This window comes from Micromonospora sp. NPDC049580 (genome assembly GCF_040675595.1).
GTDB lineage: Bacteria > Actinomycetota > Actinomycetes > Mycobacteriales > Micromonosporaceae > Micromonospora.
In genome coordinates this window covers 1-12,398 of record NZ_JBFAPG010000015.1, presented here as the reverse complement: position 1 = coordinate 12,398, position 12,398 = coordinate 1, and the positions used below count along the sequence as shown (strand labels likewise).

The following is a 12,398-nucleotide window of genomic DNA, read 5'->3' as shown; positions in this document are numbered from 1 at the left end:
AACTTTGCGGGGCTGGCCGCGCATGGACGGGGTGGACGGTGGAATCCGACGACCATCACCGGACACGGGGAGGCCGGAATGAGCACGTTGACACGACACCTCAACGGTTCACACGAGAACGTTCGGATGTACAGCCGACGGGTGGAGCTGCCGATGGTGGGCGAGGTGGCGGTGCCACCACCGGACAAGATCGCCTACTACGCCGGGCTCGGCGTGCTGGCCGCGTTGCAGGTGATCGAATGGCCGCTCGCCCTGGTGATCACCGCCGGGCATCTCCTGGCGGACCAGCACTTCTCGGGACTGGTACGCGGCGTCGGGGAGGCGCTCCAGGACGCCTGACGAGAGCCGGGTCACCCCCGGTTGACATGAATCCGGGTTGAGGTCGCAGGCTCGGTGCATGTCGAGCCGAACCGCCACCCCCGTTCCGGTCCCCGCCGGGTTGTTCGCACCCCGGCTGCGGGCGATGACGGTGGGCAGCGTCGCGCTGGTGTCGCTGCTGGCGTTCGAGGCGTTGGCGGTCGGCACGGCCATGCCGACCGTCGCGCGCAGCCTGGATGGGCTGGCGCTGTACGGGATCGCGTTCGGTGGCCCGTTCGCCGCCGGTGTGGTGGCCATGGTCGTTTCCGGGATCTGGTGTGACGCACGGGGGCCCCGAGGACCGATGTGGCACGGCGTCGGCTGGTTCGTGGTCGGGCTGCTGGTCGCCGGGACCGCGCCGACGATGACCGCGTTGGTGGTCGGACGGGTCGTGCAGGGGTTCGGCTCGGGGTTGCTGTCGGTGGCGCTCTACGTGATCGTCGGGCAGGCGTACCCCGAGGAGTTGCATCGGCGCATCTTCGCCGCGTTCGCTGCGGCGTGGGTCGTACCGTCGCTGGTCGGGCCGGCGCTGGCCGGCCTGATTGTCGAGTACCTGGGCTGGCGGTGGGTCTTTCTCGTGGTGCCGGCGGTGGCCGTCCCGGCGGTGCTGCTGATCCATCCGGGCCTGCGGTCGCTCGACGGGACCGTGCCGAGCCGGCCGCCGGCCGGCGCGATGGCCCGCGTCGGCTGGGCCTGTGGGGCGGGCGTGAGCGCCGCACTGCTGCACATCGGGGGACAGCAGCGCGGCGTGACGGCCCTGGCGGTGATCGCGCTCGCCCTGGCCGGCCTGCTGGTCTGCGCTCCGCGCCTGCTGCCGCCGGGGTTCCTCCGGGCGGCCCGCGGGCTGCCCACCGTGATCGGTCTGCGCGGTCTGGCGTCGGCGGCGTTCGTCGGCGCGGAGGTGGTCATCCCGCTGATGCTCTCCCGGGAGCGAGGGCTGTCGCCGACCGCCGCCGGGCTTGTTCTCACGGTGGGCGCGTTGGCCTGGTCGGTGGGCTCCTGGGTGCAGGGCCGTTTTCCCGTGCCGGCCTCCCGGGCCAGCTTCCCCCGCGTCGGGTTGTGCTGCATCACGGCCGGCACCGCGACGGTGGCGTTGGCCGTCCGACCCGAGCTGCCGGTGGCCGTCGCCGTGCTGGGCTGGGCGGTGGCGGGGCTCGGTATGGGACTGCTGTACCCGTCGTTGTCGGTGCTCACCCTGGAGCTGTCCGCGCCCGGCGAGCAGGGGCGCAACAGCTCGTCACTGCAACTGGGCGACTCGCTCTTCGCGGCGACCGTGCTGGCGCTCACCGGTGCCGTACTGGCTGCCGGGAGCGCGCCCGGCCCCGCCAGCTACGTGGTGACCCTGGTGGTGGCGGCCGGTCTGGCACTGGTCGGCGCGCTGCTGGCCGGCCGGGTGGTGATGGACGCAGACCACACGGCCGGGCGGGTGATCGGCTGAGGATTCGACGTGTCCGCACCGGGCGGGCGCGAGGATGGCAGGCGATGAACCTCCTGACCGTCCTGCCGCTGGCCGTGGTGATGGTCGCCGGGACGCAACTGGTCGTGGCGGTCTTCCTCGCCTCGTCCGACCGGCCCCGGGCCGCGTCGCTGGGCTTCCTCGCCGGCGCCGGCCTGGTGGTCGCCGTCGGGGTGACCGTGAGCTGGTTGTTGACCCGGTTGCTGGGCGGGTTGGCGACCGACGCCAGCGCGGCCGCCAGCAGGATCGATCGCGGTCCGGTCATCGACCTGGTGGTGCTCGCGCTGCTGGTGTGCCTGGCCCTGGTGGTCTGGCTGCGCCGCAACCGGTCCGGGCCGCCGCGCTGGTTGGGCAGCGTGAGCCACGCCCATCCGCGCTGGGCCGCACGGATGGGTGCCCTGCTCTTCGTGGTGACACCCACCGACGACCTCACCATGGCGACGGTCGGCGCGACAGTGGCCCGACACAACCTCCCCTGGTGGCACCTGGTGCCGTTCGTGCTGCTCACCGTGCTCCTGCTCGCGGTGCCGCTGCTGGCGTTGGTGCTGCTCGGGCAGAAGGCGGCGCGGGTGCTGGCCCGGATGCGGGAGTGGGCCGAGGGGCACTCCTGGATCGTCAACGAGATCGTGATCGCGTTCTTCGCGCTCCTGACCGTGCTGGATCTGGTCCGTTCGGGGTGAGCCGTCACGTGTGCCGTCGCGCGGCCGTCATCAGCACGACGGGTCCGCGGAGGAGGAGGGGACGATGAGGGTTCTGGTCACCGGGGCGGGTGGTCGACTGGGGAGCCACGTGCTGGCGCGGCTGCGCGACGACGGGATGAGCGTCCGGGCCAGCAGCCGCCGGCCGCGTATTGGCTCGGACGTCGAGTGGGTCGTGGCCGACCTGGCCACCGGCGACGGGCTGGCCGAGGCGGTGACCGGGGTGGACGCGGTGGTGCACCTGGCGTCCTCGCCCCGGGGGCGTACCCACCAGGTGGACGTGCTGGGCACCCGTCGGCTGGTGCTCGCCGCCGGCGCGGCCGGCGTCCAGCACCTGGTCTACATCTCGATCGTCGGGGTGGACCGGGTGCCGATCCCGTACTACCGGCACAAGCTGGCAGCCGAGCAGGTCGTCGCGGCCGGCCCGGTGCCGTGGTCGGTGCTGCGCGCCACCCAGTTCCCCGAGTTCCTCGACGATCTGCTGGCGACCAGCGCGCGGCTGGGCCCGGTGTTCGGCGACCGGGCGGTGCTCGCCCAGCCGGTCGACCCGGGTGAGGTGGCCGCCCGGCTCGCGGCCCGGGTGGCCGCCGGCCCGCTCGGGGGCATCGAGAAGTTCGGTGGGCCGCAGGTGCTCCGCTTCGACGAGGCGGTCCGTGCCTGGCGGGAGGCGCGCGGGTCACGCCGACCGCTGCTGCCGGTACGAATCCCCGGCCGCCTCGGGCGCGAACTGCGCGCCGGTGGGTTGGTCACCGAGGCGCTGCCTCGCGGTGTGCGTACCTGGGCCGACCACCTCGCGGACACGTACGGGGGAACCGCGCGGAGATGAGACGGATAGCGGTTCACGTTCGCCTTACGGTGACGCCATGTTCGTTGTCGTCACCACGGTGATCCTCTACGTTTTCGGTTTCGTCTTCCTCTACGGCGTGATCCGGCTGGGTGTCCGGCACGCGATGGAGGACCTGGAGCTGCAGCGGGCCAAAGCCCGACGCGAGGAGGAGTTGGCGGCCGCCCGCGACCGTTCCTTCCTGCGCGACAACGCGTTCCTCGCCGGCAGTTGAGCCGCGACGTGGAGGTGGTGTCGCGAGACGGCTCGGGAGTCGGCGGGCGATCCGGCGGCGCGGGTGCGAGGATCGCACCCGTGATGGGAACGCTGAAGACCGAACCGGCCCGTGCCCGCCTCGATCTGCTCGCCGCGCCGGTGGCGGAGGCCATCGCCCAGTGGCCGGCCAACGCGCCGGTGGACGTCGACGACGTCCTGGTCGCGCCGATCGACGCCGATCTCGCCGACACGGCGGCATTCTGCGAGGCGTACGAGGTGGGGCTGGACGTGTCGGCCAACTGCGTCGTGGTGGCCGGAAAGCGCGAGGGTGTGGTCCGCTACGCGGCCTGCATCGTGCTGGCCACCACCCGGGCCGACGTGAACGGCGTGGCCCGGCGGGCGCTGGACGTGCGCAAGGCGAGCTTCGCCCCGATGACCGACGCGGTCGAGTTGACCGGCATGGAGTACGGCGGCATCACCCCGATCGGGCTGCCGGCCCAGTGGCCGATCCTGGTGGACGCGCGGGTGATCGCCACCCCACACGTGATCATCGGGTCCGGCGTACGGCACAGCAAGATCGCGCTGCCGGGGCCGGCGCTGGGCGCGCTGCCCGGCGCACAGGTGGTCGAAGGGCTGGCCAGGCCGGCCTGACCAGCCACCAACATCGATACCGTTGCACGTGAAACATCGGCCTGGTCGATGTCTAGCGTGCTGCGGCCTCCCGCTGCTCGACCTCGGCCAGCGCGGCGAGGAGCGTGGACGTCTCCTGGGCGCCGCTGACCGCGTACTTCCCGGCCAGTACGAACGTCGGGACGCTCGTGATGCCCAGGTCGCGGGCGGCGGCGAGTTCGGCGGCGAGTTCGGCGGTCCGCTCGTCGGAGTCGAGGAACCGGCGGGCATCGGCGGCGTCCAGGCCGATCGAGCCGGCGATCGTCGCCAGCACCTCCCGGGAACCGATGTCGAGGCCCTTCGTGAAGTGTGCCTGGTACAGGGCGTCCACCATCTCGGCCGCCCGGTCGCGCTCGGCGGCGTAGCCGACCAGCCGGTGCGCGTCGAAGGTGTTGGCGGCCACCGCGTGGTCGTAGTCCAGCCGAAGCCCGTCACCCGCCGCGGCCTGGGTCACCCGCGCGACCATCTGCCGCGCGCGCTCCGGGCCGCCGAACTTGTCGGCCAGCGCGTCGATGACCGGGCGGGGTTCGGGCACCGGCGACGGGTCGAGCTGGAACGGCCGGTACCGGACGGTCACCTCGCCGTCGTAGCGGGCGAGCGCCTCGTCCAGGCGACGCTTGCCCAGGTAGCACCACGGGCAGACGACGTCGGCGTAGATCTCAATCTCCATGATCGGTGCCAACTGCCGGCTCAGTCGAGTTGTTCCCGGACCTGCCGCTTGAGCCGGCCCAGGATCGCCGTGCCGCCGCGCACCCGCAGCGGGCTGATCGCCTGGGCCAGGCCCATCCGCTGGTAGAGGTCGTCCGGCACGGCCAGCACCTCCTCGGCGCTCGCGCCGGCCAGACCCTCGGCGAGGATCCCGGCGAACGCCCGGGTGGTGGGCGCCTCCGGCGGGCAGTCGAACAGGGTCTCGACGGTCCCGTCCGGCGTCACCCGGGCGCGCAGGAAGAACGCGGTCTGGCACTCGGGCACCTGCTCCATGCCCTCGTGCCCGGCGGCGTCGGCGGGCAGCGGCGGGATGACGTCGGCGTACTCCAGCAGCATCTCCAGCACCAGGTCGCGTGGCGCGGCGGCGAACTCGTCGACGATCTCGGCCAGTCGGGCCGGCATGTCAGCCATGTGTCGAGGCTACCGCTGGCGCCGACGGCTCACGTGGTCGGAGACTGTTCGCTGATCTCGCTCAACGCGCTGGTCGGGTCGAGCTGCATGGCCAGGTCACCGAGCGAGACGATCCCCACCAGCTTGCGGTCGCTGTCGCAGACCAGCACGCGGCGGATGCCCCGGTCCCGCATGAGCGCCGCAGCCTCACCCGCCGTGCAGTGCTGCTCGATCATGACCACCTCGCGGGTGACGATCGAGCCGATGGTGGTGGCCGCCGGTGAGCTGTTCTCGGCCACCGCCCGCACCACGATGTCCCGGTCGGTGAGCATGCCGGCGAGGGTGGCGCCGTCGGTGACCACCACGTCGCCGATGTCCGCCTCCTTCATCACCCTGGCCGCCTCGTCCAGGGTGGTCTCGGCCGACAGGTACACGACCTGTTTGGTCATCACGTCGCTGACCCGGTAACCGGTCATGAGATCCTCCGAAGACGTATCACCCGATCCGACTGCACTACCCCGTGACGCGGTGGCTACACCAGGTTCGCACGCTCCCGGCGGGCCGCGTCAACGATCCGCTCCACCACACCGTTCACCGGCAGCTCCGCGCGCCCGTCGCCGGCCCGCTCGCGCAACTCCACGTACCCGTCGGCCAGTCGGCGGCCGACCACGACGGTGCGGGGGATGCCGATCAGCTCCGCGTCGGTGAACTTGACCCCGGCCGAGACGTGCGTCCGGTCGTCGACCAGCACCCGCAGGCCGGCGGCGGCCAGGCGCCCGCCGAGGTCCAGCGCCGCGTCGAGCTGCGGACCCTTGCCGGCGACCACCAGGTGTACGTCACACGGCGCGATTGCCGCCGGCCAGATGAGTCCCCGGTCGTCGTGGTGCTGCTCGGCGATGGCCGCAACCGCCCGGGAGATCCCGATGCCGTAGCAGCCCATGGTGGGCCGGACCGGCTTGCCGGCGGGCCCGAGCACGTCGACCGCGAACGCGTCGGTGTAGCGGCGACCGAGCTGGAAGATGTGCCCGATCTCGATGCCCCGCCGGATGGTCAGCTCGCCGTCGCCGCAGTCGGGGCACGGGTCGCCGGCGCGCACCTCGGCCGCCTCGACCGTGCCGTCGGGCGTGAAGTCCCGCCCGCAGACCACGCCCGTCGCGTGGCGACCCGGCTCGTTCGCCCCGGTCAGCCACGCGGAGCCGGTCACCACGCGAGGATCGACCAGATAGCGGATGCCCAGCTTGCCGAGCATCTGCGGACCGATGTAGCCGCGCACCAGCTCCGGATGCCCGGCCCACTCGTCGAAGACGGCCACCTGGGCGGGCTCCAGCGCGGCGGCGAGCCGCTTCAGGTCGACCTCCCGGTCACCGGGCAGCCCGATCACCAGGAGTTCGGCCCGCTCGGCGCCCGGCTGACGCACGGTCAACACGACGTTCTTCAGGGTGTCGGCGGCGGTCCAGTCGTCCCGGTCCCCGAGCCGGCGGGCGTTCGCCACCTCGACCAGGCTGGCGATCGTCGCGGTCTCGGGGGTGTCGTGCACCTGCGTCGCGGGTGCGGTGGCGAGGTCGCTGGCGGCGGGTGCCCGGGTGACGACGGCCTCGGTGTTCGCCGCGTAGCCGCACGCGGTGCAGCCGACGAACGTGTCCTCGCCGACCGGGGTCGCGGCCAGGAACTCCTCCGACGCCGAGCCGCCCATCGCGCCGGACATCGCGTGCACCACCGTGTGCTCCAGGCCCAGCCGGTCGAAGATCCGCTGGTACGCCGCCCGGTGCCGGGCGTACGCGTCCCGCAGGCCCGCCTCGTCCAGGTCGAAGGAGTACGCGTCCTTCATCAGGAACTCCCGGCCGCGCAGCACACCGGCGCGGGGCCGCGCCTCGTCGCGGAACTTCGTCTGCACCTGAAACAGCGTCACCGGGAAATCCCGGTACGAGGTGAACACGTCCTTGACCAGCAGCGCCGCCATCTCCTCGTGGGTGGGTGCCAGCAGGTGCTCGGCGCCGCGCCGGTCGGCGAGGGTGAAGAGGAGGTCGCCGTACTCCGTCCACCGGCCGCTCGTCCGGTACGGCTCGGCGGGCAGCAGCGCCGGGAAGTGCACCTCCTGGTCGCCGATCGCGGTCAGCTCGGCACGCACCACCTCGGTGATCCGGTCCAGCACCAGCTTGCCCAGCGGCAGCCACGTGTAGCCGCCCGGTGCGGCGCGACGGATGTAACCGGCGCGCAGCAGCAGCCGATGGCTCGGCACCTCCGCGTCGGCCGGATCCTCGCGAAGGGTCCGCAGCAACAGGGTCGACATGCGTAGCAGCATTCGGGCAGCCTAAGACCGCCGGTCCCGGTGCGGCGATCCAATTCGGTCCCGGGTCACGTGTCGCCGGGAAGGCGGCCCTCGCAGCGGACGTCCGGGTCGGCCACCGGCCGCCGGGGCATCATCCAGTTGAGCGCGGTCTCCTCCACCGGCCAGCCCCGCACCGACACCAGGCTGTACGGAACCGCCGCCGGCTGGGGGCAGAGGACCTGCGACTCGACCCACCCGTTCGGCAGGAACCGCACGGTGGCGGTCCGGTCCAGCATGATCGTCGACGTGTCGGTAACCGTGATGAGCGCGCCGAGCACCACCTCCGGGCCGCCGTTGGCCGTCGGCGGGCCGTCCCCACCGTCCAGGCCTGCCGTGCCGCCGTTCGTCGGAGCAGCCGACGCGCTCGAGGCCGGGCCGCCCGGGGCTGCCGAGGCCGTGACGTCCGGGGCCGGCGAGGCCGATTGCTTCGGGACCACCTCGACCGCGGCGGTGGGCAGCAGCGGCACCCGGAGGAAGACCGCGCCCATCACCACCGGGAGCACGGCGGCGACCGTGAACGCCAGACCGTGGGTCAGCGTCGGGGCGATCCAGCCGGGGATCGGGCCGGTGAGCAGCACGGTGGCGGCGGGCGGCACCGCCAGCAGCGCGGCCGTGGCCACCTCGCCATCCTGATACGCCGTCCAGATGGCCGGGCCCAGCACGGTGTACGCCAGGACCGCCGCGGCCAGCGGCAGGGCCACGCTGACCAGCAGGATCCGGGTCGGCTGGTCAGGATGCAGGTAGCGGGTGCGCAGCGCGAGCAGCCAGAGGCCGAGCATCAGCAGCGACGGCAGGAAGCGGAGCTGCCAGGTGAGGGCCCCCAGCGCGACCGCCGCGCTGATCACCCAACCGGGGGTACGTGCCGTCCCGGAGGCCAGTAGTGACCGTTCCGGGTCGAACCGGTCCGGAGCGCTGAGCCGGAGCAGTCGACCGAGGACGCCGAAGGTGAGCACGACCACGGGGAACGCCCACACCAGGGCGATCAGCAGCGCGCTGAGCAGGCCGAGCGGACTGACGTACTGGACCAGCAGCAGCATCGTGGACATGTCCTGTTGGCTGAGCTGCCACAGTCGCAGCACCAGGAGCAGGACGGGGAAGGTGGGAAGGAGGGTCAGCAGCCACTGCTGCGCCTGCCGCGCCCCCGCCATCCGGCGCGGGCGGACCGCCTTGGCGGAGCTGGTGGTGATCCGGGGTACGCCGGGGGCGGTAGCGCGATCCTCTCCCACGGCCACTGTCGCACCTCCACCTTCCTCGGATCGGGTTGCTGCTGTTCCGCGACCGGCTGCGGGAGGTTGTATCCCTGCTGCCAACGGAGGTTGGCGTTGTACGCGTTCTCCCAGGCCGAGTCGTTCTCGTCCTTGGCCGACTTGTAGAGCGCCAGGTCGACCAGGTCGAGCAGGGCCTGGTTGGGGCCGGTGTTGACGCCCCAGCGCTCCTGGGGCGACGAGCCGATGTCCCAGTGCCGCAGCGGTTTCACGTTCTTGAGGGTCACCGGGAAGTGTTGACCGTCGCCGTCCGGCTGGTCGCCGGTGACGAAGCCGGCGAGGATCGCCGCGTCGGTGGTGACGGCCTGCACCTTGCCGTCGTACAGCTCCTGGATGCACTCGCTGATCCTGTTTCGACCCACCGGCGAGGCGCCCGCCTCGGCGAGGCGCTGGATGGACGTCGAGGTGGTCAGCGAGCAGACCGTCAGCCCACGCAGATCCTCCAGGCTGCTCACCTGCTTCTGGTAGCTCTTCAACGTCACCACCGACTGCTCGGTGTTCAGGTACGCGGCCGAGAAGACGGCACCCTCCTCCCTGCGCTTGTCGTTGATGCTGTACGACGCGATGACCAGGTCGACGATGACGAACCCCTCGCCGTCCTGGGCCTGTCGACGGGCCCGGTCCTCGCTCTCGATCGGCACGAAACGCACCTGGGAGTGGTCGAACCCGAGGTAGCTCGCGATCATGTACGCGATGTCGACGTCGAAGCCCTTCCAGACGTTGTTCGGGAGGCGCTGCGAGATGCCCGGCTGGTCGTCCTTCACGCCGATGACGAGCTGCTGCTTGCCCTTGAGGCCGGCGTCCTCCAGCAACTCGTCCCGGGTCGGCGGGCCCATCGCGAGGACGATCGGGACCAGGGCGGCGGCCAGGACGGCCAGCGCGACGATGAGCCCCACGAGTCGGATCTGGCGGGTCCGCGTGGTGCGCGACGATGGGGGCACCGCCGGGGCCGGCCCGGTGGGGCTCGGCTCGCTTGCCTGACTCAACTGGGCCCTCCCCACTGCGCGGTCCGGTGACCGGCCCCTCATTGTGCGGCCTCAATGCGAGCCACGGCACTCCACCACCAGCCGGATTGGCGACACGACGCCATCTCCCCGATATCGGGGTATCCGGGGCAGTGGGACACCGCGACATCGGCGATCCCGCGCGGATCAAGTGCCTTCCGCCACGTCGGCGGATCGGGGCGTCGCCGGCCGTGCCTCCGGTGACAGACTGGTCGCCGCAGGCAACGGGTGAGGGAGGCGCGGTGCGCTGGCGCAGTTTCGTCGCGGTCGGGGACAGCTTCACCGAGGGTATGGACGACGCGTACCCGGACGGCACCTACCGGGGCTGGGCCGACCTGGTGGCCACCCGTCTCGCCGCCGAGGCGGGCCCCGACTTCCGGTACGCGAACCTGGCCATCCGGGGCCGGCTCTTTCCCGGTGTCGTCGCCGAGCAGGTGCCCTCCGCGGTGGCGATGAAGCCCGATCTGATCAGCTTCGCGGCCGGCGGCAACGACGTGCTGCGGCGCACCTTCGACCCGGACACGTTGGTCTCCCGCTTCGACGAGGTCGTTCGGCAGCTGCGCTCGGGCGGCGCGGACGTGCTGCTCTTCCGATTCGCGGACGTGATGGCACGGCTGCCCGGTCAACGTCTCGTCGCTCCCCGGGTGCAACTGCTCAACCAGGCGGTCGGTGAGACCGCCGAGCGGCACGGCGCCATCCTGGTCGACCTGTACGCCGACGACACGTTCCTCAACCCGATGCTCTGGAGCACCGACCGGCTGCACCTCTCCCCGGCCGGGCACCGGCGGGTCGCCGGGCAGGTGCTGAACGCGCTCGGCGTGGGCTGCGACGAGGAGTGGCTGATGGTCCCGCCGCACCCGGCGCCGTCGCCGTGGCTGGCCGCCCGCGCGGCCGACCTGCGCTGGGCCGGGCAGTACCTGGCCCCGTGGATCAGGCGGCGGCTCACCGGCCGGTCGTCCGGTGACACGGTGACCGCGAAGCGTCCGCTGCTCGGCCCGCTCGTCGACTGACCGTGCGCACCCTGCACACCGCGCCGCTGCTGCGCCGTGAACGGGACGGCGAGCCGGTTCCGGAGCACGCCGTGCTGGTGGACGGCGACCGGGTCGAGGCCGTGGGTCCGCTGGCCGAGCTGAGCGAGACGTACGCGGGGGTGCGGGTCCGCCGGTGGGACGGCGTGCTGGGTCCGGGCCTGCTGCACGACGGCCCGCTGCCGGCGGCACCCACCCCGCGCGAGCGGGTGCACGCGCTGCTGCGTAGCGGAGTGACGGCGGTGCTGGCGGAACACCTGGCCGAGCCGGCGCTGCGGGCCGCCGTCGACCGGAGCGACCTGCTGGTGCTGCCGGCGCCCGTGGTGCCGAGCCTGCATCCGGGTGGACGCGCCGACCTGTCGGCGCACGACGCCGACGGCGCCTGCATCGCGACCGTGGCCGCCGGCCGGATCGTCCACCGGCGGGCGTGAGCACGCCTCACGTGGGCCGCGTCGCATCTGATGGCCGACCGTCGGGCGGTGTTGCGGCGTAACTTGGGGATCATGTCTGTGCCGAACGATCCTGATCCCCGCCTCCAGTCGTACGCCGACCCGCAGCGGCTGGTCACCACCGACTGGTTGGCCGAGCACCTGGGCGACGAGGGCCTCGTCGTGGTCGAGTCCGACGAGGACGTCCTGCTCTACGAATCCGGTCACATCCCCGGTGCCGTCAAGGTCGACTGGCACCTCGACCTGAACGACCAGGTCACCCGGGACTACCTCGACGCGACGAGCTTCGCCGAGATGTGTGCCGCGAAGGGCATCGGCCGGGGCGACACCGTGGTCTTCTACGGCGACAACTTCAACTGGTGGGCCGCGTACGCCCTCTGGGTGTTCTCGCTCTTCGGCCACGCCGACGTGCGCCTGCTCGACGGCGGCCGGCAGAAGTGGATCGCCGAGGGGCGCGAGGTGACCCGCGACAAGCCGACCCGGCCCCGCGCCGACTACCCCGTGCCGCTGCGGGACGACGCGCCGCTGCGGGCGTTCCGCGAGCAGGTGATGGCGCACATCGCCGTGGGGCGGCCGCTGGTCGACGTCCGGTCCCCGGGCGAGTACACGGGCGAGATGCTGCACATGCCCGACTACCCGCAGGAGGGCGCGCTGCGCGGTGGGCACATCCCGGGCGCGGTCAGCAAGCCCTGGAAGTCGGCGGCGAATGAGGACGGCACGTTCAAGTCCGCCGACGAGCTGAAGGCCATCTACGCCGACCAGCTCGGGTTGAGCCCGGACGACGACGTGATCGCGTACTGCCGGATCGGTGAGCGGTCCAGCCACACCTGGTTCGTGCTGCGGCACCTGCTGGGCTACCCGCAGGTGCGCAACTACGACGGCTCGTGGACGGAGTGGGGCAACCTGGTCCGGGCGCCCGTGGTGAAGGGCGACCAGCCCGGCGGCATCGCCGCCTGACCGGTTCTGCGGAGCTGGCCGGCTGAGGGCTCGACGACTCTCAGCCGGC

At 72.3% G+C, this 12,398-nt stretch carries 15 protein-coding genes; 9 read left to right on the top strand and 6 right to left on the bottom strand.

What is annotated here, in order from left to right; genetic code table 11:
• Positions 1-78: 78 nt before the first annotated feature.
• From AB0J68_RS02685 to AB0J68_RS02660, 6 genes are all read left to right on the top strand, one after another.
• A complete protein-coding gene (locus AB0J68_RS02685) occupies positions 79-339 on the top strand; it encodes a hypothetical protein (RefSeq protein WP_363935658.1) in 261 nt (86 codons plus the stop codon).
• 58 nt (positions 340-397) lie between these two features.
• The gene (locus tag AB0J68_RS02680; RefSeq protein ID WP_363935655.1) at positions 398-1,795 is read left to right on the top strand and encodes an MFS transporter; all 1,398 of its coding nucleotides are present in this window, start codon (positions 398-400) and stop codon (positions 1,793-1,795) included.
• Positions 1,796-1,839: 44 nt separating this feature from the next.
• Positions 1,840-2,493 (top strand): GAP family protein, encoded by a 654-nt coding sequence (locus AB0J68_RS02675; RefSeq protein ID WP_354854866.1) that lies wholly within the window; start codon positions 1,840-1,842, stop codon positions 2,491-2,493.
• Between the two features lie 64 nt (positions 2,494-2,557).
• Entirely contained in the window at positions 2,558-3,337 is a 780-nt protein-coding gene (locus AB0J68_RS02670) for an NAD(P)H-binding protein (RefSeq protein WP_363935653.1), read from the top strand.
• Positions 3,338-3,374: 37 nt separating this feature from the next.
• Positions 3,375-3,569, top strand: coding sequence for a hypothetical protein (locus AB0J68_RS02665; RefSeq protein WP_354854870.1), 195 nt, complete (start codon positions 3,375-3,377; stop codon positions 3,567-3,569).
• 83 nt (positions 3,570-3,652) lie between these two features.
• Positions 3,653-4,201 (top strand): YbaK/EbsC family protein, encoded by a 549-nt coding sequence (locus tag AB0J68_RS02660; RefSeq protein WP_354855012.1) that lies wholly within the window; start codon positions 3,653-3,655, stop codon positions 4,199-4,201.
• Between the two features lie 52 nt (positions 4,202-4,253).
• On the opposite strand, the gene AB0J68_RS02655 is transcribed toward AB0J68_RS02660, so the two are convergent.
• From AB0J68_RS02655 to AB0J68_RS02630, 6 genes are read right to left on the bottom strand one after another with little or no spacing between them, the layout of a single operon-like run.
• Positions 4,254-4,889, bottom strand: a complete 636-nt coding sequence (locus AB0J68_RS02655) for a DsbA family oxidoreductase (RefSeq protein WP_354854872.1) — start codon at positions 4,887-4,889, stop codon at positions 4,254-4,256.
• Between the two features lie 20 nt (positions 4,890-4,909).
• On the bottom strand, positions 4,910-5,338 hold the full coding sequence (locus tag AB0J68_RS02650) for a SufE family protein (protein ID WP_234584468.1): 429 nt from the start codon (positions 5,336-5,338) through the stop codon (positions 4,910-4,912).
• Positions 5,339-5,367: 29 nt separating this feature from the next.
• Positions 5,368-5,793 carry a CBS domain-containing protein gene (locus AB0J68_RS02645; protein ID WP_354854874.1) on the bottom strand — a complete coding sequence of 142 codons (426 nt, stop codon included), beginning with the start codon at positions 5,791-5,793 and terminating at the stop codon, positions 5,368-5,370.
• Positions 5,794-5,849: 56 nt separating this feature from the next.
• On the bottom strand, positions 5,850-7,619 hold the full coding sequence (locus AB0J68_RS02640; protein WP_363935648.1) for a proline--tRNA ligase: 1,770 nt from the start codon (positions 7,617-7,619) through the stop codon (positions 5,850-5,852).
• Positions 7,620-7,672: 53 nt separating this feature from the next.
• The gene (locus AB0J68_RS02635) at positions 7,673-8,872 is read right to left on the bottom strand and encodes a hypothetical protein (protein ID WP_354854878.1); all 1,200 of its coding nucleotides are present in this window, start codon (positions 8,870-8,872) and stop codon (positions 7,673-7,675) included.
• Entirely contained in the window at positions 8,758-9,897 is a 1,140-nt protein-coding gene (locus AB0J68_RS02630) for a transporter substrate-binding domain-containing protein (protein ID WP_354854880.1), read from the bottom strand. The genes AB0J68_RS02635 and AB0J68_RS02630 overlap by 115 nt, the downstream gene beginning before the upstream one ends.
• A 260-nt stretch (positions 9,898-10,157) precedes the next feature.
• Between AB0J68_RS02630 and AB0J68_RS02625 the strand changes: the two genes are divergently transcribed.
• From AB0J68_RS02625 to AB0J68_RS02615, 3 genes are all read left to right on the top strand, one after another.
• Positions 10,158-10,925, top strand: a complete 768-nt coding sequence (locus AB0J68_RS02625; RefSeq protein WP_354854882.1) for an SGNH/GDSL hydrolase family protein — start codon at positions 10,158-10,160, stop codon at positions 10,923-10,925.
• Between the two features lie 2 nt (positions 10,926-10,927).
• Complete coding sequence (locus AB0J68_RS02620) at positions 10,928-11,374, top strand: hypothetical protein (RefSeq protein WP_354854884.1); 447 nt, start codon at positions 10,928-10,930, stop codon at positions 11,372-11,374.
• A 72-nt stretch (positions 11,375-11,446) separates the two neighbouring features.
• Positions 11,447-12,349, top strand: coding sequence for a sulfurtransferase (locus AB0J68_RS02615; protein ID WP_363935644.1), 903 nt, complete (start codon positions 11,447-11,449; stop codon positions 12,347-12,349).
• The last annotated feature ends 49 nt before the right edge of the window (positions 12,350-12,398 follow it).